18 protein-coding genes are annotated in these 23628 nt (G+C 55.1%); 8 read left to right on the top strand and 10 right to left on the bottom strand.

Annotated elements, in window-relative coordinates; genetic code table 11:
* The first annotated feature begins 21 nt into the window (after positions 1–21).
* The 3 genes from FHS30_RS00495 to FHS30_RS00505 all read left to right on the top strand — a co-directional run bounded on the left by FHS30_RS00495 (position 22) and on the right by FHS30_RS00505 (position 2123).
* Positions 22–924, top strand: a complete 903-nt coding sequence (locus FHS30_RS00495; RefSeq protein WP_183907271.1) for a chemotaxis protein CheB — start codon at positions 22–24, stop codon at positions 922–924.
* Between the two features lie 176 nt (positions 925–1100).
* Positions 1101–1592 carry a chemotaxis protein CheW gene (locus FHS30_RS00500; protein WP_183907272.1) on the top strand — a complete coding sequence of 164 codons (492 nt, stop codon included), beginning with the start codon at positions 1101–1103 and terminating at the stop codon, positions 1590–1592.
* Between the two features lie 63 nt (positions 1593–1655).
* Entirely contained in the window at positions 1656–2123 is a 468-nt protein-coding gene (locus FHS30_RS00505) for a hypothetical protein (protein WP_183907273.1), read from the top strand.
* Between the two features lie 33 nt (positions 2124–2156).
* On the opposite strand, the gene FHS30_RS00510 is transcribed toward FHS30_RS00505, so the two are convergent.
* From FHS30_RS00510 to FHS30_RS00530, 5 genes are all read right to left on the bottom strand, one after another.
* Positions 2157–2882, bottom strand: a complete 726-nt coding sequence (locus FHS30_RS00510; RefSeq protein WP_183907274.1) for a 16S rRNA (uracil(1498)-N(3))-methyltransferase — start codon at positions 2880–2882, stop codon at positions 2157–2159.
* 3 nt (positions 2883–2885) lie between these two features.
* Entirely contained in the window at positions 2886–3725 is an 840-nt protein-coding gene (gene metF, locus FHS30_RS00515) for a methylenetetrahydrofolate reductase [NAD(P)H] (protein WP_183907275.1), read from the bottom strand.
* 54 nt (positions 3726–3779) lie between these two features.
* On the bottom strand, positions 3780–5204 hold the full coding sequence (gene ahcY, locus FHS30_RS00520; RefSeq protein ID WP_183907276.1) for an adenosylhomocysteinase: 1425 nt from the start codon (positions 5202–5204) through the stop codon (positions 3780–3782).
* Between the two features lie 78 nt (positions 5205–5282).
* Positions 5283–6437 (bottom strand): methionine adenosyltransferase, encoded by a 1155-nt coding sequence (gene metK, locus FHS30_RS00525; protein ID WP_183907277.1) that lies wholly within the window; start codon positions 6435–6437, stop codon positions 5283–5285.
* 30 nt (positions 6438–6467) lie between these two features.
* Positions 6468–7451, bottom strand: a complete 984-nt coding sequence (locus FHS30_RS00530) for an ArsR/SmtB family transcription factor (protein WP_183907278.1) — start codon at positions 7449–7451, stop codon at positions 6468–6470.
* Between the two features lie 179 nt (positions 7452–7630).
* Between FHS30_RS00530 and FHS30_RS00535 the strand changes: the two genes are divergently transcribed.
* A complete protein-coding gene (locus tag FHS30_RS00535; RefSeq protein WP_183907279.1) occupies positions 7631–10543 on the top strand; it encodes a S8 family serine peptidase in 2913 nt (970 codons plus the stop codon).
* A 75-nt stretch (positions 10544–10618) separates the two neighbouring features.
* On the opposite strand, the gene FHS30_RS00540 is transcribed toward FHS30_RS00535, so the two are convergent.
* The 5 genes from FHS30_RS00540 to FHS30_RS00560 all read right to left on the bottom strand — a co-directional run bounded on the left by FHS30_RS00540 (position 10619) and on the right by FHS30_RS00560 (position 17698).
* Positions 10619–11338 carry an SIMPL domain-containing protein gene (locus FHS30_RS00540; RefSeq protein WP_183907280.1) on the bottom strand — a complete coding sequence of 240 codons (720 nt, stop codon included), beginning with the start codon at positions 11336–11338 and terminating at the stop codon, positions 10619–10621.
* 81 nt (positions 11339–11419) lie between these two features.
* On the bottom strand, positions 11420–12040 hold the full coding sequence (locus FHS30_RS00545; RefSeq protein ID WP_183907281.1) for an energy transducer TonB: 621 nt from the start codon (positions 12038–12040) through the stop codon (positions 11420–11422).
* Positions 12041–12107: 67 nt separating this feature from the next.
* Positions 12108–13556: a M56 family metallopeptidase gene (locus FHS30_RS00550; protein WP_183907282.1), complete on the bottom strand. Its 1449-nt coding sequence runs from the start codon at positions 13554–13556 to the stop codon at positions 12108–12110.
* 17 nt (positions 13557–13573) lie between these two features.
* Entirely contained in the window at positions 13574–13960 is a 387-nt protein-coding gene (locus FHS30_RS00555; protein WP_183907283.1) for a BlaI/MecI/CopY family transcriptional regulator, read from the bottom strand.
* 117 nt (positions 13961–14077) lie between these two features.
* Positions 14078–17698, bottom strand: a complete 3621-nt coding sequence (locus FHS30_RS00560) for an Ig-like domain-containing protein (RefSeq protein WP_183907284.1) — start codon at positions 17696–17698, stop codon at positions 14078–14080.
* A 280-nt stretch (positions 17699–17978) separates the two neighbouring features.
* Between FHS30_RS00560 and tkt the strand changes: the two genes are divergently transcribed.
* From tkt to fba, 4 genes are all read left to right on the top strand, one after another.
* Positions 17979–19979 (top strand): transketolase, encoded by a 2001-nt coding sequence (gene tkt / locus FHS30_RS00565; protein ID WP_183907285.1) that lies wholly within the window; start codon positions 17979–17981, stop codon positions 19977–19979.
* Positions 19980–20009: 30 nt separating this feature from the next.
* A complete protein-coding gene (locus FHS30_RS00570) occupies positions 20010–21038 on the top strand; it encodes a glyceraldehyde 3-phosphate dehydrogenase NAD-binding domain-containing protein (protein WP_183907286.1) in 1029 nt (342 codons plus the stop codon).
* Positions 21039–21099: 61 nt separating this feature from the next.
* On the top strand, positions 21100–22263 hold the full coding sequence (locus FHS30_RS00575; protein ID WP_183907287.1) for a phosphoglycerate kinase: 1164 nt from the start codon (positions 21100–21102) through the stop codon (positions 22261–22263).
* Between the two features lie 282 nt (positions 22264–22545).
* Positions 22546–23610 (top strand): class II fructose-bisphosphate aldolase, encoded by a 1065-nt coding sequence (gene fba, locus FHS30_RS00580; protein ID WP_183907288.1) that lies wholly within the window; start codon positions 22546–22548, stop codon positions 23608–23610.
* Positions 23611–23628 lie beyond the last annotated feature (18 nt).

Here is a 23628-nt window from a genome sequence, read left to right on the forward strand (position 1 = left end):
TGCAATCAAGGATGATGGATTTTGAGTGAGTTATTACGCGTGGGTTTGATGCTGGAAGACGCAGCGCAAATTTCACATTATCAAGCGTTAATCACTCAAAACGGATGCTGTTTGGCGGCCACTGTCAGTGGCCAGCAAATGGGCTCCTTGCCCGAGGTAGAGGCAGATGCTTGGTTGATTGTGGCTGATACTGCAATTGAGAACGATGCGTTTTCACAGTGGCTTGCCGATTTAGATGTGCCGGTAATTTTTGAAGAAGGCGCTGCCCAATCCCGAGACGGCTGGCAGCGCCGGTTGAGCATAAAGCTACAACAGTTGGCCGGCGTCATAAATTTGGGCCCTCAGCCGTTAAAGCCCAAAGAGGTTTGGGTGTTGGCGGCTTCGACCGGCGGCCCCGCTGCGGTAAAAGCATTTTTGCAGGCCTTGCCTGAGGGCCTCGATATTGCATTTGTCTATGCCCAGCACATTAACGGCGGTTTTGATGTCACGCTGGCGCAGGTGATTAGCAAGGGCTCGGCCTATCCTGCAGTGCTTGCTGCACATGGTTCACCACTGGCTGCAAACAGCGTACTAATCGTGCGGCCCGATCAGCGCGCGGAAGTGCAAACCAACGGGACCTTAGTTGTACACAATGATGCCTGGCCCGGCCCCTATCAGCCGGCCATCAATCAAGTGATAGCAAATGTGGCCTCGGTTTATGGCGAGCGATCGGGAGCCATTGTATTTTCGGGCATGGGCAATGATGGCAGCGCTGCGTTGAAATTGATGAAACAGCAGGGCGGAAAAATTTGGGCTCAAGAGGCAAATTCTTGCACGGTATCTAGCATGCCCGACGAAGCGGTTGCTACGGGTACGGTCACTTACGTGGGCGACCCTCAGGCCATTGCAGTAGAGTTGGCGGCACACATTGCTGCCAAATATTGACAGTTTTATAGGCGACCGCCAGGGCAGTATTGTGTGCGGGCGCGGTAAACTGTAGCGATTTACGAAAAACGCTTGGCTCGTTGAAAAATGGGCCCAACAAATGATTCAAGGGTGCAGTGCGCCCGAGTCCCACAGAGTGTGTTAGTGGGTCACGCGATGACAAACTAGGTAGGCATATGAAAGCAAAAGCAGCGCTCGAACAACGTGCATTGGATATCCCAAGTCTCATATTGCCCATGAGCGAGCATTTTATGTTGGCACCTACGGTCTCCATTGCCGAGATAGTGTCCTACCATCGGCCCGCGCCGGTACAAGATAGCCCCGATTGGCTGTTGGGCACTATTGAATGGCGCAAGCAATCTGTGCCTGTGGTATCACTGGAAGTGTTGCGCGGAGAAGCGGTGGGTGATGTCGGTCAAAAATCCCGTTTTGCCGTATTTAACAATACCGGTGTCAGTGAAGACCTGCCATTTTTTGCGGTGCCTACGTACGGTATTCCCCGCTTGAGTCGCGTGCAAGAGGCCTCCATTCACGAAGTAACCAATGTGGCGTTAAAACCTTTCGAGCGTATTCGCGTCGATCTCGAAGGTGAAATTTGCGCCATTCCCGATGTGGCGGCCATGGAGCAAGTGATTCTAGACTTTCGCCGCAATGGCGGAAAAATCTAGTCCGTTCCCCGACAAATTTTTACCGGCAAGATGCGCTGTTAATGCTGCATCGCGGGAAACCTCATGTCCAGATTGACGGGCCCCGAGCTGTTGGCAAACCACCCTAAGATTGTCTACGGCTTTTTTCTGCTTCACATGTTGGTATTTGGTTCGCTAGGTGTCTACTTCGCCTATTGGACCGACAGCGTTATTGAGTTGTATTTATTTCAAGGTTTTGCTATTTACGGGTACCTTATTTTTTATCGCGCGCTATTTGGCATAGATGTTATTGGCTGGATCGTGGTAAATGTTGCACTTGGGATTTGGGGTGTTTTTCTAGAAATCGAACTTTTTCTATCAGTGTTCGATAAACAGTTTTCCGATTACGGATTTTCTAGGCACTTGGTGCCGATCACCTATTACGTGATGTACACATTTTTGCTGAGGCAGGCAATGCTGGCTGTTTTGCATGGTTACGACACCAGAAGCGTTAATGGCCTATACGTTGTTGTGTCAATACTCTGCTACGGAGCCTTGTCTTGGCTGAGCTAAAGATACTCTGGTGTTTAGCGCTTAGTTGAGTAACTAAAAATCTCCCCACTGGTACTGCAGTAAACTCAGTGCCACCATTGGCGCGGTTTCCGTTCGAAACACCCTGGGCCCCAGCGTCAATTGTTTAAAATCAACCTTAAGCGCTAATTGAATCTCGTCGTCATCAAGGCCGCCCTCCGGCCCGATAACCAACGCCACAGAACTGGGCTTGAGGTGCTGCGCTAGGAGCCTATCGCTGCGGTGGTGCAATACCAGCCTGAGGTCTTCTGTTCGATTATCTAGCCATTCCTGGAGCTTCTGGGGTGCCGCTATTGTGGGTGGAATATTGCGTTGGCATTGCTCGCTTGCCGAGATTGCGATTTGTCGCCAGTGTGCGAGTTTCTTTTCCGCACGCTCCTTGTTGAGCTTTACTTCCGCGCGGCTGGTGAGCAGCGGGGTGATGTGATTAACACCGAGCTCAGTGGCTTTTTGTACCACCAAATCAAACCTGTCGCCCTTGGAGAGACCGATACCCAGCGCTATATGCAGCGGTGATTCACGATTTTCGGGGTTGAACTTGCCAACGCCAATGCTGACCTGCTTTTTACTGGCGGTGTGAATGGTGGCGAGATACTCACCACCCTGGCCGTTAAACACAATCAGTGGTCGGCCGGTCTCCATGCGCAACACGCTACCCAGGTAGCGGCTAGCAGCGGGATCTAAATCGACGATCTGTCCACTCGCGAGGGGTTGGTCAACAAACAGGCGTGGGATGCGCATGGGTTAGTCGTCGCCATTTAAGTTGCGTAAAATTTTTGCGGTGGGTTGGGTTTGATTCATGGTGTAGAAATGCAAGCCCGGTGCGCCGTTTTCTAGCAAGGTTTCACAGAGTTCAGAAACCAAATCCACGCCAAAGGCCTGCAGTGATTCCACATCATCGCCAAAACTTTCCAGCCGCTTGCGCAGCCAGCGTGGAATTTCCGCCCCGCAGCTGTCGGAAAAGCGCGCCAAATTTCGGTAGTTGATGATGGGCATAATGCCGGGGTAAATCGGCGCGTCTATGCCCGCTTGCTGGCATTGATCGATAAAGTGGAAGTAGGCGTCTGGGTTGAAAAAGTATTGGGTGATGGCGCTGTTGGCGCCGGCATCAAATTTCCCTTTGAGGAACTTGATGTCGTCACTGTAACTTTTTGCTTCAGGATGCACTTCTGGGTAGGCCGCGACCTCCAAGTGAAATTGATCGCCGAACCGATCGCGGATAAAGGCCACTAATTCATTGGCGTACACCAGCTGCGAGTGACCGCCCATGCCCGAGGGCAGATCGCCGCGCAGGGCCACGATCCGCTTGACGCCTATTTGCTGATAATCGCTTAACAGGCTGGCAACTGTTTCTTCGTCATCGCCCCCGAAGGAGAGGTGGGGGGCGGCATCTATACCCTGCTCAATTAATGACTTCACTACACCGCGTGTGGTGTCGCGGGTGGTGCCGCCGGCACCGTAAGTGACCGAGAAAAAGTCCGGGTTAAATTGCTGAAGTTCTTCGCGCACCTTATAGAGTTTGTTTTTGCCTTCTGGCGTTTTTGGTGGGAAAAATTCGAAGCTGATGCGAAGTTCATCGCTCATGGTGTTAATTCCTGTGACTCGAAAATGGCGGCAGGCCCCTGCCGCCTTTTCTGTTTAGTATTTATAGCTTTCTGGTTTATAGGGGCCTTCGACTTTGACGCCGATATACTTGGCTTGGGTGTCGGTGAGCTTGGTGATGACACCGCCAAAACCTTCCACCATATCCTTGGCCACTTCTTCATCCAGCTTTTTAGGCAACACTTTTACGTAGATATTTTGTGCTTTATCGGAGGCGGACAGCTCGGCGAATTTTTTCTCATACAAATACATTTGTGCGAGTACTTGGTTGGCGAAAGAGCCATCCATAATTCGCGAGGGGTGACCGGTGGCGTTGCCCAAGTTCACTAGACGACCCTCCGACAAAAGAATCAGGTGATCGCCGTGGGCGGCCTCTTTTGTGGCGGCGCGGTAGATTTTGTGAACCTGTGGCTTAACTTCTTCCCAGTGCCAGGTTTTGCGCATGAATGCGGTGTCAATTTCGTTATCGAAGTGGCCGATGTTGCACACCACTGCGCTGGATTTAAGCGATTGCAGCATGGCGCTGTCGCACACGTTGACGTTGCCGGTGGTGGTGACAATTAAATCTGTATTCGACATGAGTTGCGTGTCGATGTCTGACAAACGACCGGTGTTAATGCCGTCTAGGTAGGGCGAAACCACTTCAAATCCATCCATGCAGGCCTGCATGGCACAAATGGGGTCAATCTCGGTCACTTTAACAATCATGCCTTCCTGGCGCAGCGATGCCGCAGAACCCTTGCCCACATCGCCGTAGCCAATCACCAGCGCTTTTTTACCGGCTAGCAGGTGGTCGGTGCCGCGCTTGATCGCATCGTTCAAACTGTGGCGACAACCGTATTTGTTGTCGTTTTTGGATTTTGTCACCGCATCGTTTACGTTGATGGCAGGCACTTTCAGCGAACCTTCTTCCATCATTTCCAGCAGGCGGTGGACGCCGGTGGTCGTCTCTTCGCTGATGCCGTGAATTTTGTCTAACATGGCGGGGTATTTTTCGTGGCACAGCTGGGTCAGGTCGCCGCCGTCGTCCAGAATCATGTTGGCATCCCACACGGTGCTTCCGTCTTTCTCAGCCAATACGGTTTGCTCAATGCACCACCAAAATTCTTCTTCGGTTTCACCTTTCCAAGCGAACACTGGAATGCCAGCTGCGGCTATGGCTGCGGCTGCGTGATCTTGGGTGGAGAAAATGTTGCACGATGACCAGCGCACTTCGGCACCTAAGTCCACCAGCGTTTCAATGAGCACGGCGGTCTGGATGGTCATGTGAATGCAGCCCATAATGCGCGCGCCCTTGAGTGGCTGGGCTTTATGGTATTTGCGACGCAGCGCCATCAGCGCCGGCATTTCGCCCTCGGCGATTTCAATTTCACGGCGGCCATAGGAGGCGTCTTGTTCAAATTGGGCCAGATCTTTGGCAGCCACTTTAAAGTCAGTAAAACCGTTTACAGAGTAAGTCATGGTAAATCCTGTGTCCTGATGCGCGCCTTGTGGGCGCGCTGTGAAAATAGCGACAGCTTGTGGCTGCGCGAAAATTAATTACAGTGCTTTGGCGAGTTCGGCAGCCTTGTCGGTGCGCTCCCAGGTAAAGTCATCTAGCTCGCGTCCAAAATGGCCGTACGCCGCGGTTTGGCGATAGATGGGTCGCTTCAGGTCTAGCATAGTGATTAGACCCTGTGGGCGGAGGTCGAAATGTTCGCGCACTAAATCGATGATTGCGCTATCGCTGAGCTTGCCGGTGCCAAAGGTGTTCACGGCAATGGATGTGGGCTCTGCAACACCGATGGCGTAAGACACTTGAATTTCACAGCGTTCGGCGAGGCCCGCCGCAACAATGTTTTTGGCCACGTAGCGCCCGGCATAAGCGGCGGAGCGATCCACTTTTGAAGGATCTTTACCAGAGAAGGCGCCGCCGCCATGACGGGCCATGCCGCCGTAAGTGTCGACTATAATTTTGCGACCCGTTAATCCACAGTCGCCGACGGGGCCGCCGATGATGAACTGACCCGTGGGGTTGATGTGAAAAAGCGTGTCCTTGTGCAACCATTCGGCGGGCAGTACCGGCTTGATAATTTCATCTAACACCGCTTCGCGAATATCGGCCTGCTTGATGTTGGGTGCGTGCTGCGTTGAAAGCACGACCGCATCGACGGCAACGGGCTTGCCGTTTTCGTAGCGCAGCGTCACTTGGCTTTTGGCATCGGGACGCAACCAATCCAGGGTGCCGTTTTTGCGCAGTTTGGCCTGGCGCTCAACTAAACGGTGTGCGTAATAAATTGGCGCGGGCATTAGCACGTCGGTTTCATTTGACGCGTAGCCAAACATCAAGCCTTGGTCGCCAGCGCCCAAATCTTTGTCGTCGGCTTCATCGACACCGACGGCGATGTCCACGGATTGTTTGCCAATGGCGTTTAATACTGCGCAGGACGCACCATCGAATCCCACATTGCTGGAGTTGTAACCGATGTCTAACACCACTTCACGAATCAAGTCTTCCAGATCCACATAGGTGCTGGTGCGCACTTCGCCGGCCACAACCACCATGCCGGTTTTCACCAGTGTTTCGACGGCAACGCGGGAGTCGGCATCGTCGGTGAGGATGGCATCGAGGATGGCATCGGAAATTTGATCGGCCATTTTATCGGGATGGCCTTCTGAGACAGACTCAGAGGTAAAAATTGCGTACTCAGACATGGTGTGTCTCCGTTTGCGGTATGCGTAATGTTAGTGCGCCAGTTGGAACTGGCGAATTTGTATTTGAAAGCCGTTGCGCAGCGCCACGTAGCTGCTTTGCCCTTCCTGCAGGCCGGCCCGTTTGGCCCAGTGGCTGAAATCCTCGGGCTCAAAGCCCTGCCATAAATCGCCGCAGGTGGCCTGGGCCCACGATTGCTCATGGCGGCACAAATCGGTGATAACCAGCGAGCCGCCGGGTTTAAGCAGCTCGGCCAAATCCTGAATGACTTCCGCAGGACTTGGGGTGTGGTGCAGCACCATGTTGATCACCACGCAATCAGCGCGCAGTTGATGGTCAATGGCAGTGCGGGTGTCGCCGAGTAAAAAGCGGACATTGTGCAGCCCGGTATTGTTAGCGCGCGCTTGGGCTAGCATTTCTGGTGCATTGTCGAGCGCGGTGACCGAGGCGAAGTGCGCATCCAGCCACGGAAGCAGTTCGCCCGCGCCGGGGCCCACTTCCAGCGCGGTGGCATCGGCGGGCCAGTCGATGGCCGCCAAGGTTTCACGCACGCTCTCACCGTATACGGGAAAGCTGGCAATAAGGTCTTGTTGGGCCTGAAATTTGTCGGCGTTTTCCGCAAAAAACTGTTGGGAGGTTTTGGCGCGCACTGCATAGAGGGCGGTCAATCGCGCACTGCGCTCGGCGGACAGGGGTTGCTGGTCTAACGTTGTTAGTAGTGCGGCCTTGGCATCGGTGAGTGGCTGGCCCGGCAATAGCGGTTTGCGCCGGTAGTAGATGGAGTTGCCTTCGCGCCGAGTAGTGAGCCAATCGCCCTTGGTGAGCACTTTTAAGTGGTGACTCATGCCCGACTGCGGCATATCCAGCAGTCCCGCCAATTCCAAGACGCCAAATGAGTCTTGGGCGAGCAGGCGCAATATCTCGAGGCGCAGCGGGTCGGCGGCCGCTTTAAGCAGGCTGCTGAGTTGCTGGAGGTCGGCGACGTGAGCCGCGGGCTGGGCGGGAGCTTGATTCATGGGCGCAAGTCTAGCAGCGATGCTCGGCTATATCAAAATATTTTGATATAGATTTGAGTGGCGGAGAAGTGTCGAGGCCGTTAACGTTTCATCTAGGGCGCTGTGAAACAATGGTCGGGTTTAGCTTTGGATCCGTAAAAACAGATATTGGGTACAAAAATTTACATTGAGGAATGGGTATGTGGGCTAGCCGTTTAGAGGTCGGTGGTTGGGCGAGCAAGGTGCGCGGTGGCTGGTGGCATGCCGGTTGTTGGCTGTGCGTTGCGCTGCTCGTGGCCTGTGGTGGAGGCGGCGGTGGCGGTGGCGCTACGCCGGTGGGCATCGCGCCCGTGGCCAGCTTTAACATCAGTGCAGACACCTTGGGCACGCCGGCGCTGGTGAACTTTGATGCCAGTGATTCGACCGACAGCGACGGCAGCGTCACCGCCTATCAATGGAATTTCGGCGATGGCAGCGCCGGCAGTGGTCGGCTCACAAGCCATACCTATACGGCGGCCGGTGATTACACCGTAACCCTCACCGTCACCGACAACAGTGGCCAAACGGCGAGTCTGAGTCAGGCGTTTACGGTGGTGCCCGGTTTTAGCGTCAGTGGCACGGTGACCGCCGTGGCGCAAACCGCAGTGGATTCAGACACCAATGACCCCTTTAGTGAAGAGGTTGCCAACAACGCCCAAGGGCAGGCTCAGCTGATCAGTAGCCCGGTCAATGTAAGCGGTTTTGTCGCGAAAGATCCCACCAACAACAGCGCCGATGGCGATCGCTTCGCGAGCCGTGCCGATGGGTCGGATTTCTATGAAGCGGTGCTGACGCAGGGCCAGGAAGTGGTGTTGGAAATCGGCGACTGGGCAGATACCGACGTCGATCTGGATTTGTACCTGTACGACATGAATGGCATACAGATGGACTTTTCCATCGGTGAATCGGATACCGAAGTGGTGTCGCCCCTGATTGATGGGCGCTACCGCATTGAAGTGGTGGCCTATGCGGGCCAGTCCAACTACCAGCTCAGTCTCATCGTCAAAAACAGTGGCAGCAGTGCGCGCGCCAGCGGCATGCGGGCCCAGTCGCCGGCGCGCCCTGGCGAGTTGATTGTGGAGTATGAAGACAGTGTCATTTTAGGGCGTCAAGGATTAGCGCTGCGCGCGCAGGGCATGGGTATGCGGGTGCTGAACCCGGCGCCTGGGCGGCCCCTGCTGAACCATTTCGATGCCGCGAGCTTGGCAGTTGATGACCTGGATACGCGCTTGGCGTCCATTGTAGTGAGTGATCACATACCGCGCACGGCAGGCCAAGTAGCGCTCATGCGCGCACGCTATCAAACCTTTATGAAAGCCAAGGCCATGGCGCGCGACCCGCGGGTAAAATCCGTGGGGCTGAACTACCAAATGCAGCCCCTGCTAACGCCCACAGACCCCATGTACCTACAGCAGTGGCACTATCCCATTATCGAGCTGCCGCAAGCCTGGGATGTGGCCACCGGCACCGGTGCCATCGTGGCGGTGGTGGATACCGGCGTCTATCTCGCCCATGAAGATTTGGCGGGGCAGCTGGTGAGCGGTTACGACTTCATCAGCGATCCGGCCAATGCCCTCGATGGCAACGGCATTGACAACAACCCCGATGACCCGGGCGACGGTGGCATTGCGGGCAGCAGCTCCTGGCATGGCACGCACGTAGCCGGCACGGTGGCGGCGGCCACCAACAACGGCAAGGGCGTTGCCGGCGTGGCCTTTGGTGCCAAGGTGATGCCCCTGCGGGCACTGGGCAAAGAGGGCGGTAGCTCCTATGACATCCTGCAAGCCGTGCGCTACGCCGCGGGCCTCAGCAATGATTCAGGCACCACACCGAGCCAGCGCGCGAACGTGATCAACCTGAGTTTGGGCTGCCAATTTTGTTACTCCGCGTTTGAGGAGATCGAATACCAGCAGGCGCGCGAGGCCGGCGTCATTTTGATTGCGGCGGCGGGCAATGAAGGCAACACAGACCCTGGCTACCCAGCGTCCTACAATGGCGTGGTGTCGGTGTCGGCCACCGATCGCTTCGACGCTATTGCGCCCTACTCCAACACCGGTGCCTTTGTCGACGTGGCGGCCCCCGGCGGCGCCCAGCAATCGGGCGCGGTGAACGGTATTTTGAGTACCCTGGTGGATCAGGCGGGCAGTCAGCGCCGCAGCGGTTATGCCTACTATCAGGGCACTTCCATGGCCGCGCCCCATGTGGCGGGCGTCGCGGCGCTGATGGCGTCTATCTACCCCGCGCTCACGCCGGCGCAGTTTGACACGGCGCTCAGCAGCGGCGGAATCGTCGATGACTTGGGTGCCAGCGGGCGCGACAATCGCTATGGCCACGGGCGCATCAATGCCCGCAAGGCGGTGCAATACGCCACGACGCTGGCGGGCGGCACGGTGCCGGCAAGCTTGGTGGCGACGCCCCGTGAAGTGGATTTTGGCAGTGACACCAATAGTGCCACTGTGGATGTGCAGCGCGAGGGCGACGGCGCCATTCGCGTGGTCACTGTGGAGTCCAGTGCCAGCTGGCTTACCGCGACTGCGACCGCCGTGGATGCCGATGGCCTCGGTGAATACACCTTTACCGCCGATCGCGGCGGGCTAGCCGACGGCCCCTATCAAGCGACCGTCACGTTTACCGCAGATTCCGGTGCCAAATTATCGGTGCGTGCCAGCCTCTATCAGGGCGACAACGTGGCGCAAGAAGGCGCCGGTCACCAGTGGATTTTGTTGCTAGACAGCGATTTCGAATTCGTCAGCCAGCGGCATCTAGATCCCGACAATAACGGCGAATACCCCTTTGAGTTCACCGGTGTGCCCGCCGGCGAATACTACCTGCTGGCCGGCACCGACTCCGATAACGACGCCATCTTGTGCGATGCCGGCGAAGTGTGCGGCGCCTATCCCACCCTGGGCCTGCCCACCAAAATAACCGTGAGCACCGATTACAGCGGGCTCAATTTTAACGTGCTGATGGGCGGTGCCTTGGGCGCTGCGATAAGTGGGGCGGCCGCCAGTGGCGCGGTCGACCGCAGTGAGGCGGCTAGCCAGCGTGGCGTTGCGCGGCGTCGAGTGGAGTAGGTGTGCTTGGTGCGCGCTCGTTAATAGCGCGATAAGGCTGCTGGCGGAAGAATGCCCGCAGTCTTATCGCAGGATCTATTTGAGCTTGAAAACGACATTGACCACCTGCGTTACCGCAATGGATTTTGGTGCAAACATTGCGGTAGAGCTTGCTCTGTTGGGCGACTGTAAGTCGTACATCATCGATGGTGAGGCGCTGAAGTTCGCTACCAGATCGCCAAAGTCATTTTTTTGTGAAATGGCGTACACGGATTTGACTTGGGTAGACAGCCCAGACGCTAATTGATCGGCCTGACGGCGCGCGTCTATGCTTGCCTGTTTAATCAACGTTGCCTCTATCTCTGCCCTACTGGAAACATCAAATTGGGTGCGCAAGTCGGTGACGTTGTCGAGTGCCGCAAGTGATGCCATGAGTGCTGAATAATTGTCGAGATTTTCAAGCGTAAGGGTCATGCGTCGACTCACTTCGTAGCCCAGGATTTTTAGATCCACGTAGCGATCGGAGCGCTCGCGGTGAGCAGCTTTGTGAATATCGCTGGCGGCTAAGTTTTTGAGGGCTATGTTATGTCTGCCCATTGCGTCTATGACTTTTTGGCTGGCGCTGTTGACCTGCTGCAACGCCACGTCTGAATGTTGATCGAAGGCCTCCAAATGAATGTGTAGGGTGGCGATGTCGGGCGCGACGTCTTGCTCGCTAACGCCAACGACGCTAACAAAAGGAAAGGCGGGTAGGCCGCTGGCAAAGGTTGTAGGTAGGTAGAGCAAAGTTGTAAGTAGAAAAATAAATTTATTCATAGAAATGTCCTGAATAGCTTGTGTGAGTTTTTTGAAAATTCATTTCTTTGAGCAACGGTCCTTGTTGCTCACGTGATTCGTTTAATTTCTTTCGATAGAAAACCGCACCCGCTCGCGCAGGTTGGGCGTTGCAACAGGTTCGTCGTCGATAATCTGCGGGCGAAACTTCCATTTGGCCACCGCTGCCAGTGCCGCACGATCAAAGACACCCGCGGGCTCCGCGTGCAGGATCTGCAGATTGGTGGTGCTGCCGTAGGCGGTAACGTCGTAAGCCACGTCAACAAACCCTTCAATGCCCCGCTCCAATGCGCGCCGCGGGTAGATGGGGGCGATCATGACCTGCTTCACTAAATTGCCGTCTCCCACGGTGATGTTGGGCAGTGTTTTTGTGGGAGTAGGTTTTGTGAAAGCGACATTGATATCCGTTGGATCGCCTTTCACCCAATCGGGGTCTACCGGTAGTGGCTCTGGCATTTGTTCGGGTTCAGTGATTTTTTTAGGCTGTTCGTATTGATCAACAATTGGATCAGGCTCCTTCATCACCACGTCGATTACCCGCAGTTCGGGTTCTGCGTCGGGCTCTACATAGTCGCGGTCAATCAATACATGCATGCCGTAGAGCAGGGTTATGGTGGTCAGTGCTGCCGTTGGCAGAGCACTGGCGATGCGAAATTCAGGGCGAGCGAATGCTGTGGTGTTCATAGACACCCTCCTTGCAGTTGGTTTTACAGTGAGCGACGCGGTTGCGTCAGCGAGCGATGGACAGTGATCAGGTGTCCGGTGGTTTAGTGCGAATGCGGAAGCGATATTCTTCGGTGACGCCGGTCAATGTAAACGGCTGTTGGTTGAGCGTGGGTCGCGCAAAGCGCGATTGTGAGAGTGCGCTGATGGCAGCTTGCGCCAGCAGCGGGTTGGCGTGCCCGACGGTTTTGATGTCGTGCGCGATGCCGTTGGGATCGATGGAAAATTCCAGTTTGACAGTGCCCTCGATGCCGCGCGCCAGAGCCCGTTTTGGATAGTCGGGCGTAACCAGTTGCAGCGCCATGACAGATTGAATGTTGGGCTGGCCAATGCGAATGTCTGGCGTCACGCCAGCGGGTGGCAGTGTGCTTTGGTGAGCGATAACCTGTATCGATTCGATGTGGCGTTGCATAGTGGGTTGCACTGTCACGTCGGTGTAGCTTGCGCGCGAAATTTCATGTGGTGTTGTGTCTGTTTGCGTTGCTGGCTGCGCCATTTCTTTGGGTAATAACGTCAAGGTGCTCGCTGGGCGTGCCGTGGCGTCGAGCCATTGGGGCTGCAATTGGATAACCCCTAAAAAGCCGGCTGTCAGGCCCACTAACAACAGCGCTTGCAGTGCCGACTGAGGCTCGCGCGGTTGCCGATCCAAATTGCCGTTTAGCAGCAGGCAAACTCGCTGAAATAAGGGAGAGCCATCCAGTGCTTGGGTGGGCAGGTCGTGTGTTTTTAAGGCTTTGGCGCTCTGTACTAACAGGTCGGCATAGTCGGCAGGGCGGCCTTGATGAGCCAATACCCAGTCGTCGGTGGCGCGCTCGGCTTGCTCCAGTTGTTGCTTTGCTAACCACCACACCGGTGGCAGAAACCAAAAGCTCGCACATACGACGCGCGTCAATTGGCGCACCAACCAATCGCGTCGTTGAATGTGGCCCAGCTCGTGTAAAAGCGCCAAGGTTTGGGTCGCTTCGGGTTGCTGCAAGAATGTTTGTGGCACCAAAATTTCAGCGTTGTGCCAGCCCCACGTTTGTGGCCCGTTAATTTCTGCACATATTTTAATGCGGGGCATTTGCTTCATACCGGTCAAACGCACCAAGCGCGGGATCTGTGGCAGTTCACAGATGTGCCCACGGCGGCTGACGTGCACTAACAAGTACAGCCCCAGTGCTTGATAAAACAGCAGAAATAGCAAGCCGAACAGGTAAATGCTGAGCAGCGCTGTTGCCTCCGGCTGTTGCAGCAGTTGCCATCCTGATAGCTGCCAGATGTCAGCGCTGTACGCGAGCCATACGCTGTTGAAATGAATGCTGGGAAGCGCGGTGCTGATGACTAAAACTAACGGCAGACCCCACAGCAAAGCGGTGGTCAGCAAATGTTGGTGGCTGGCCGAACGATGTTGCTCTTGCCGAATAAGCAGCCACGCCAATGCAATCAACAGTAGCGGTTTTACAATCAGTGCCAGCAACACGTTAATGGTCAGCATGGGCAGCTCCGGCGCAATCAGTTGGCGCGTTTTTTAGCGCGGGCTTTGGCAATGGCCTCTTCGAGGGCATCCAGCTCGGCATCAGACAGTTGTTCGCCCTTTTCACCCAACAGGGCGTTGGCGGCCTTGGCGATGGAGCCGTCAAAAAACGTTTTTAACATGCGCGAAAGCGCCGAGTGCTGCGCCTGTTCACGGGCCTGCGCCGGTTGGTAAACATACTTGGCGCCCTCTTGTCGGTGGGTTACCAACTCCTTTTCAATCATCCGCGCCAGCAGTGCCCGCACCGAGGAATAGCTGGGTGGGTCTGGCATCAATTCCTGCACCTGTTGCGCGCTGGCCTCGCCGGTCTGGTAGAGCACGTCCAATATTTCCCGCTCGCGGCGGCTGATCTTAGTTTTGGTCATAGCATAAGGGCTTTTTCAATTAGGTGCTAAAAAAATAGCACTATGCTAAAAATTTAGCAACTAGAGATTGTAAAAAGCCCCGATAAGCGGGGCCTATGGGGCGCTGTTTGGCGTGAGCTATTTCAAATAAGCGTCTTGCAAAATTAAACGGTCCCAATCATAGCCATTGAGTGAGCGCCAAAAACCATAAGGACGGGCGTCATTATAGCCGTTCCCTCTGCTGAGGTAGGCAGTGCCATTCAAGACGGCAATGCTGGGCAGCAGTGTGGGCCCTAAATTGGTGCTCCAAAGCTCGCGTTGCCAGGTTTTGCCGTCTGCACTTGACCAAACATCTTGGTAATGTTTAAAACCTTCATTTGACCAGCCACCAATTATCCAAAGCCGATCGTTTTGCGCGAACAGTTCACTGTGCGTGCGGTGCCCATAGGGTACGTTGTCAGCCTCTTTAACCCAAGTTATGCCGTCTACACTCGAGTGGATATCCTTGTGGTAGTAGTGGGTGCCATCATCGAAAGACTGCCCGCCAGTCACCCATAACTTGCCGTTGAAGGACGCAGTGGTGTAGTTGTTGCGGCTTAGCAATTCATTGCTGCCAACCAGCGTCCAAGTGACCCCATCACTCGAAGTCCAAATGTCGTTGGGATCGTCACCTGAGCCGGTGTTATTGCCACCCATTAGCCAAATTCTATTGTCGTGAACAAGTGTTTGGGCATAGGTTCGCGCTGAAAACTCAGGCTTGTGGTCGACACTTACCCACCCTTCATTTTGATCGTAGTAGTGGCTGCGTTTGCCATCGTCATGATCAGTTTGGATTAGCCAGAGCGCGTTGTTGAAATATACAAAGTTGCCGCCTTGATTGGTTCCTGGCGGCGCATGCAGCTCGCTCCACTGCTTGCCATCTTCAGAGCTAAGCATTTGACGTTTGTTGATATCCTCATTCTGAGTTAAAACCCATAGCGCATTGCCGCCAGCTACAATGGTTGCTTCGTGCGGTTTTCCTATGTGTCGATCGCTTACAATCCCCCAGCTATCGCCCAGATAAGCATAGATATGTTCGCTTATAGCTGTCTCGTTGCTCGGGCTGCCTGCAAAGATTAATAGCTGGTTGTTAAATGAGTGAATAGCCGCGTTCGTGATGCTGGCAACGGGTAGGGGCGCACCTGCCTGCCAGTTAACGCCGTCCGCAGAAAACCAAGTGTGCTCAGAGGCCCCTTCAACTAGCCAAATTTTGTTGTCGAAGACGGCTGCGCCACCTTTGCCACTGAGCGCGCTGAATGGCGGTGCTGCGTTTTCCACATTCCAGCTAATGCCATCGTTAGAACTCAATACGCGACCCGAGCCGTCGCCGCCATCGCCACCCACAAGCCAAATTTTGCCATTAAAGAGTACGGCATGGGCCTCTTTTGGGAAGGCTTGATCTGTAGCGATGGAGGACCAAGAAATGCCGTCTGCTGAACGCCAGACATCTTTTAGTGTGTTGCCCTCAGGATCGTTGCCGCCGATCAGATAGAGCAGCCCATCCTTAACAATCATTTGCGCTCTAGATCGTTTGTCGAAAGGCGCGTTAATAACCTCCTTGGTCCAGCTAGTGCCATCTGCGCTGGACCAAATAGAAGCGTCGCTTGTCGTCCCACCCAGTAACCACAGTTTGTTGTTGAAGCCGATAACACTGTGATCAATGCGGCTCCCTGTTGATCCGTTATACTTGTTTATGCGCGTAAATTGGACGCCGTTTTCTGATCGCCATACGTCAATGTAATTGCCGTATGGGCTGTCTGATCCGCCCATTAAGTAAAGGTAACCGTTGAGTTGGGCCACTTTGGTTCCAGTGCGCGCGCGCCAACGAGCAACTTGAAGTGGCATGCTCGCTGTAAAATTGCCGTGCCGATATTGGTAGTAGCTCGTTTGAGCACCTTTAAAACTGTATTCATCCGTTGGAAAGTGTCCAATGTCTTGTTTCGATCCGTTGGTGCAAGCGATGGTATCGTCCATGTCGCAATCAGATGTGTTGCTTGCGGCCCATTCTACGCCTGTGGCGCCCTCGTTAAATTCGACCTGCGACTTATCAGCTCCAACCCATGCGGTTAGTGAGATTTTTCGTGGTACTGCATGAAGATCAATTATGGCGCTGGCCGCAGCATATTTTTCATCAGCTTCTTTTGTGGCGGTTATCGTCGCGTGGCCACTAGTTAACACGCTAATTTCGCCATCATCGTTGACTGTTGCCACCGCAGTGTCACTGCTGCTGAAGCTAATCTCACCAGTGCCGTCTCCTTCAGTGAGGCTGGGCGTTAAGGCGTGGCCGACTAATGTCTTCAATGGAGTGGCATCGGCAAATGAAATTGTTTGCGGGTGCCGCTCAACGGTAACGGAATAATTCGCCGTTGCAGCAGCGTATTTTCTGTCTGCTGCTTTTGCTGCGTGTATGGTTGTGGTCCCAGCACCGAAGGCATAAATGTCGCCCTCGTCATCGACATAGACTATGTCACTGTCATCGCTTTCGTAGGTAATGGCACCTATGCCTGGGCCGCCAGAGGCAATGTTAGTGAATAGGTCGTCAACCAATAGGGTCTGGTCGCCGCTGTGTTCAAAGATCAATGATTGGGGGTGACGATTCACGTCAATGCTGTAGCTTGCCGCTGCGGCTTGGTAATTAGTTGAAGCTGCTTGGTAGGCGGTAATCACTAGGGTGCCAGCCTCCAGTAAAGTTACTGCGCCGTCCTCGCTAATCGTTGCGCGGCTGGGGTCTGAAACACTGTAGGAAATGAGGCTTGAGCCGGTGCTGCTAATGGCAGGGTTGACCAGGGTTTCATCGACCAGTTTTGTTAGTGAACCCGAGTACGCAAAGCTTAGGGTCGCAGGCAGTTTTAAAACGGTGACTCGGTAGTTCGTCTCCGCGCTGGCGTAAAGCGTGTCAGCGGCACGCGATACAGTGATATCAGCTTGCCCCGCCGTTAAGAGTGACAATACGCCGGAATCATCGATGCTGGCTATGGTCGGATCACTTGATGTGAAGCTAAAACTACCCGTACCTGGGCTCGATGCAGTGTTGGTTAGTTGCTCGCCGATGAAGCCTGTTGGGCTTGTGCCTAGCGCCAAGGACAATGACTGGGGGGCAAGGCCTACTGTTAGCGCTAATGTGGTTTCTCCTGCTAAGAAGCGCGCGGACTCTTTGCTCTTGGCAATGATCGTGGTCAGTCCTTGCGCTTTTGTGTCAATCCAGCCGGTTGTGCTAACCGTCGCTATTTCAGGATTTGCACTGGAAAATTCTAGGCCTGCATCGCTGTCTGTAAAGGCTGCGATTTGGTGGTTGACGCCGGCCATGAGCGTGAGTCGATCTACCTCAAAGCGAGTGTTTGCTGGCCTTTTAGAAACCACAACGGCAAGCTCTAGGCTGGCACTTTTGTAGGCCTGATCTGCGGGGGCGGTAATGGTTATTCGCGTTGCTCCGGCACTCATCGCCGAAATGGTGCCATTTGCATCAATATTGACGATGTCGGTATCGGCACTATGAAAATTGAGAGCTCCCTCACTTTTCGCGCTGGTCGTAGTAGTACGGACGTCTCCCACTTGCAGCTCGATGGTACCTGTTTCGCTGAAGTTAATCGTCTGCTCTTGAAGGCTGACGGCGGGCACTTCGTCCGCTGGAGGGTTATCGCTGCTTCCGCCACCGCCGCACGCGGCAATGGCTAAGATATTGATTAATATGAAAAATATTTTAATAGTTTGGTACGGCATGTCATGTCCTTATGGTTTGTTGCAGGCAATAAATGCGAATTACTAACAACGGCGGCGTCCATTGCCATTTAGGGCCTGAATAGTTGAGGCGGGCGGAATCTAACAAATAAAAACAGAACTGCAAGGCATTTTTGGGTTAAGTCCAATGCCTGTGATTAAGAAATAAACACCCGTTTGACCTTTACGCCCCCCGCCCGTTACGCGAAAATAGCGCCCCTTTTAAGCCCCTGCCGTTTTGGTGGGTCGCCCGCTGTTTTTTGCCTTACACAGGAGCCTTTCCATGGCCTCACGCAATGATCTCGCCAATGCCATCCGTGCCCTCAGCATGGACGCCGTTCAGAAAGCCAAATCCGGACATCCAGGTGCGCCCATGGGTATGGCCGATATTGCCGAGGTGCTGTGGAACGATTACCTGAGTCACAACCCCGCCAACCCCAGCTGGGTCGACCGCGACCGCTTTGTGTTGTCGAACGGCCACGGCTCCATGCTGATGTATTCGCTGCTGCATTTGTCGGGTTACGACCTGCCCATGTCAGAGTTGAAGCAGTTCCGCCAGTTGCACTCCAAGACCCCGGGCCACCCCGAGTACGGCTATGCGCCGGGCGTTGAAACCACTACTGGCCCGCTGGGGCAGGGCATCGCCAACGCCGTGGGCATGGCGGTGGCCGAGAAAACCTTGGCGGCGCAGTTCAACCGCGACGGCCATGACATCGTCGATCACTTCACCTACTGCTTCCTGGGCGATGGCTGCATGATGGAGGGTATCTCGCACGAGGTGGCGTCACTGGCGGGCACCTTGGGCTTGGGCAAGCTGATCGCTTTCTACGATGACAACGGCATTTCCATCGACGGCGAAGTGGAAGGTTGGTTCACCGACGACACGCCCAAGCGCTTTGAAGCTTACGGCTGGCACGTTATTCCCGCGGTGGACGGCCACGATAGCGCCGCCATCAAGGCCGCCATCGAAGCGGCGCGCGCGGAAAGCGACAAGCCCACACTGATTTGCTGCAAAACCATTATCGGTTTCGGCTCGCCCAACAAGCAGGGCAAAGAAGATTGCCACGGTGCACCCTTGGGCGACGACGAAATTGCCTTGACCCGCGCGAAATTGGGTTGGTCGCACGCGCCCTTCGAAATTCCCGCCGACGTCTACGCCGGTTGGGATGCCAAATCAAAAGGTGCCGAGCGCGAGCAGGGTTGGAACGCCAAGTTCGACGCCTATAAAGCTGCTCACCCAGACTTGGCTGCCGAATTTGAGCGCCGCGTGATCAAGGGCGAACTGCCCGCCGATTTCGCCGCCAAGGCCGACGCCTTTATTAAAGAAACCCAAGCCAAGGGCGACAAGATTGCCTCGCGTAAAGCGTCGCAAAACACCTTGAACGCCTTCGGCCCCATGCTGCCAGAATTGCTCGGCGGCTCCGCCGATTTGGCTGGCTCCAACTTAACCCTGTGGAGCGGCTGCAAAGGCCTGACTGCAGGGGATGCCAGCGGCAACTACCTCTACTACGGCGTGCGCGAATTCGGCATGGCGGCGATCATGAACGGCGTGGCCCTGCACGGCGGTTTTGTGCCCTACGGCGCCACCTTTTTGATGTTTATGGAATACGCGCGCAACGCCGTGCGTATGGCCGCGCTGATGAAACAGCAGAGCATTTTTGTATTCACCCACGACTCCATCGGCCAAGGTGAAGACGGCCCCACCCACCAGCCCATCGAGCAAATTGCCAACCTGCGCATGACGCCCAACTTGAACACCTGGCGCCCCGCTGACGCCACCGAATCTGCCGTGGCGTGGAAGTCTGCCGTCGAGCGCAAGGATGGTCCAACCGCGCTGGTATTTAGCCGTCAAAACCTCGACCCCGTTGCGCGCACCGATGCGCAAGTGGCCGACATCGCGCGCGGTGGTTACATTCTGAAAGACTGCGCCGGCGAGCCCGATGCGATCATCATCGCCACCGGTTCTGAAGTGTCCTTGGCACTCGCCTCGGCAGAAAAATTGATCGCCGCCGGTCACAAGATTCGCGTAGTTTCTATGCCGTGCACCAATATTTTCGACCAGCAAGATGCCATGTACAAAGAGTCGGTTTTACCACTATCGGTATTGCCGCGCGTTGCCGTAGAAGCGGCACACGTGGATTACTGGTGGAAATACGTGGGTCTCGATGGCCGCGTTGTGGGCATGACCACTTTCGGTGAATCGGCACCCGGTGCAGCGTTGATGGAACACTTCGGCTTTACCGTCGATAACCTGGTGGGCACCGTTGAAGAACTGTTGGGTTAAGGCCAGCAGCGGACGCGCGGTGAGCTGCCTGTGACGGTAAGGGTTGCCATTAACGGCTACGGCCGCATCGGCCGGTCGGTGCTGCGCGCGCTGTTTGAAGCACAGCTTGCCGGGCGTGCCACTGAGCTGGAAGTGGTGGCCATCAACGAGTTGGCCGATGGCGCCACCATTGCGCACCTCACCCGTTACGACTCCACCCATGGCCGCTTTGGTGGCCAAGTGGTGTTGGAAAGCGAACAGGCCATTCGCATAGCCCATTGGGACATCGCGCTGCTGCACGAAGAAAATCCGCACAAGCTGCCGTGGCGCGAACTCAATATCGATTTGGTGTTAGAGTGCACCGGCACCTTTAGCGATCGCGCCACTGCGCAGTTGCACATCGATGCCGGCGCCAAGCATTTACTGTTTTCGCACCCGGCCACCAACGAGGTGGACGCCACCATCGTGTATGGTTTTAACCACCAGCAATTGCACGGCGAGCAGATCATTGTGTCGAACGCCAGTTGTTCCACCAATTGCATTGTGCCGGTGATTCACAGTTTGCACGCGGCGCTGGGCATTGCCTCGGGCATGCTCACCACCATTCACTCGGCCATGAACGACCAGCCGGTGATCGACGCCTACCATCACACCGACTTGCGCAAAACCCGCTCCGCGTTTCAATCGATTATTCCGGTGGAAACCGGTTTAGCATTGGGTATCGATCGATTGCTGCCCGATTTGGCCGGCAAGTTTGAAGCGCAAGCCATGCGCGTACCGGTGGTGAATGTATCGGCCATCGATTTAAATTTAGTGGTAGAAAAAGCCACCGACGCGCACGCGGTCAACGCCATTTTGCGCGATGTGGCGGCGCAGCATTTTAACGGCGTGTTGGGCTATACCGACGAGCTGTTGGCCAGTTGGGATTTTAATCACGACAGCCGCTCTGGCATTGTCGACGGCGGTCAAACCCGAGTGGCGGGTCGCCACCACCTAAAAGTATTGACCTGGTTCGACAACGAGTGGGGCTTTGCCAATCGCATGTTAGACACCGCCAGTTACTGGGCCAAAACCTTTTAAGCAGTACCCATACTAAAAATTATCTACGTCACAATTTATTGAATGAAATGAGGAAACATCAATGGCCGTAAAGCTGATGAAGGATCTGGATCTGTCGGGCAAGCGCGTATTGATTCGCGAAGACCTGAACGTCCCTGTTAAAGACGGCAAGGTCACCTCCGACGCGCGCATTCGCGCAGCGCTGCCCACCATTAAAGCGGCGCAGGCCGCCGGTGCCAAGGTGATGTTGATGTCGCACCTGGGTCGCCCCGAAGAGGGCGTGTTTGACGAGGCCAGCTCGCTGGCGCCCGTTGCCGCGCACCTGGGTTCACTGCTCGGCTGCGACGTGCCCGTGATCAAAGATTGGCAAGCCGGCGTCGATGTGGCCGCAGGCCAAGTGGTGCTGTTGGAAAATGTGCGCTTCAACATTGGCGAGAAAAAAGACGACGAAACACTCAGCCGCGCCTACGCAGCATTGTGCGATATCTTTGTGATGGATGCCTTCGGCACTGCGCACCGCGCGCAGGCCTCTACCCACGGCGTGGCCAAGTTTGCCCCGATAGCCTGTGCGGGCCCGCTGTTGGCCGCCGAGCTCGACGCGTTAGAAAAAGCGCTGGCCAATCCCGCGCGCCCGCTGGTTGCCATTGTCGGTGGATCGAAAGTGTCTACCAAGCTGACCGTGTTGGAATCCTTGTCTGACAAGGTGGATCAGCTGATTGTGGGTGGCGGCATTGCCAACACCTTCCTGGCCGCCAGTGGCAAGCCCGTGGGTAAATCCCTGTGCGAGCACAACTTGATCGATACCGCCAAGGCGCTTATGGCCAAGACCCACATTCCCGTTCCCGTGGATGTGGTGACCGGCAAAGAATTTAGCGAGACAGCAGAGGCCACTTCCAAATCTGCGGACGCGGTTGACGCCGACGACATGATTTTTGATATCGGTGCCGAAACTAGCGCACAATTAGCGGAGATTTTAAAAACCGCCAAAACCATTATTTGGAACGGCCCTGTGGGCGTATTCGAGTTTGATCAGTTTGGTGCAGGTACTAAAGCCTTGGCACAAGCCATTGCCGATTCCAGTGCCTTCTCCATTGCCGGCGGTGGAGACACCTTGGCGGCGGTAGATAAATACGGTATTGCCGAACAGGTGTCATACATTTCCACTGGCGGTGGCGCCTTCCTCGAATACGTTGAGGGTAAGGTGTTGCCAGCGGTGGCAATGCTAGAGGCGCGCGCGGCTGAGTAGGCGGTATGCGTTAGGCGAGCGGGTGGAGTGCCTTCAGGTGCGGCTTCACTCACTCGTCCTGCAAATATAAAAATTAAAGTAACTAAAATACGTAAAATAGCAAACGTTGAAGTAATGGGCTTTGAAGTAAAAAGCTTTGAAGTAACAAAAGAACCTAAAGGCCGTAGAGTCTTAGACAGCATAGTTAGAACAAGTTAGAACCAGACCGGCAAACCGGCACTACACTTAACGAGAGCAGAACGGCTGCAAACCGTCTGCAAGAGAAACGAAAAGGAAACCACCATGGCCTTAATCAGCTTGCGTCAAATGCTGGATCACGCCGCCGAACACAACTACGGTGTGCCGGCATTTAACGTTAACAACCTAGAGCAAATGCGCGCCATCATGGAAGCGGCCGACAAAACCGACTCGCCCGTGATCGTGCAGGCCTCTGCCGGTGCGCGCAAATACGCCGGTGCGCCTTTCCTGCGCCATTTAATTCTGGCCGCCATTGAAGAGTTTCCACACATTCCCGTGTGCATGCACCAAGATCACGGCACCAGCCCCGCGGTGTGCCAGCGCTCCATTCAGTTGGGCTTTTCCTCAGTGATGATGGATGGCTCCCTGAAAGAAGACGGCAAGACCCCCGCCGATTACGAGTACAACGTGCGCGTAACCCAAGAGGCTGTGGCCATGGCACACGCCTGTGGCGTGTCGGTAGAGGGCGAGCTGGGTTGCTTGGGTTCACTGGAAACCGGTGAAGCCGGTGAAGAAGATGGCATTGGTGCCGAGGGCAAGCTGACCCACGATCAAATGCTGACCGATCCAGAGGAAGCCGCCGACTTTGTGCGCAAAACCAAAGTAGATGCCTTGGCCATTGCCTGTGGTACATCGCACGGCGCCTACAAATTTACCCGTCCGCCAACCGGTGACATTTTGGCCATCGATCGCATCAAAGCGATTCACGCCCGCATTCCCAACACTCATTTGGTGATGCACGGTTCTTCGTCAGTACCGCAAGAGTGGTTGAAAGTGATCAACGAGTTCGGTGGTGACATTCCGGAAACTTACGGTGTGCCCGTTGAGCAAATTTGCGAAGGCATCAAGTACGGCGTGCGCAAAGTAAACATCGATACCGATTTGCGTTTGTGTTCTACCGGTGCGGCGCGTCGCTTCTTGGCAGAAAACCCGCGCGAATTTGACCCCCGTAAATTCCTGGCAAAAACCACCGAAGCCATGCGCGACATCTGTATCGCGCGCTATGAGTCTTTCGGCACGGCGGGCAACGCCAGCAAGATAAAAGCAATGAGCCTAGAGGTCATGTACAAGCGCTATGAAAGTGGCAGCTTAGATCCCAAAGTAAACTGAGTGGAAATAACGGCAGCT

The sequence above is a fragment of the Simiduia aestuariiviva genome, from assembly GCF_014192475.1.
GTDB classification, from domain to species: Bacteria; Pseudomonadota; Gammaproteobacteria; order Pseudomonadales; family Cellvibrionaceae; genus Simiduia; species Simiduia aestuariiviva.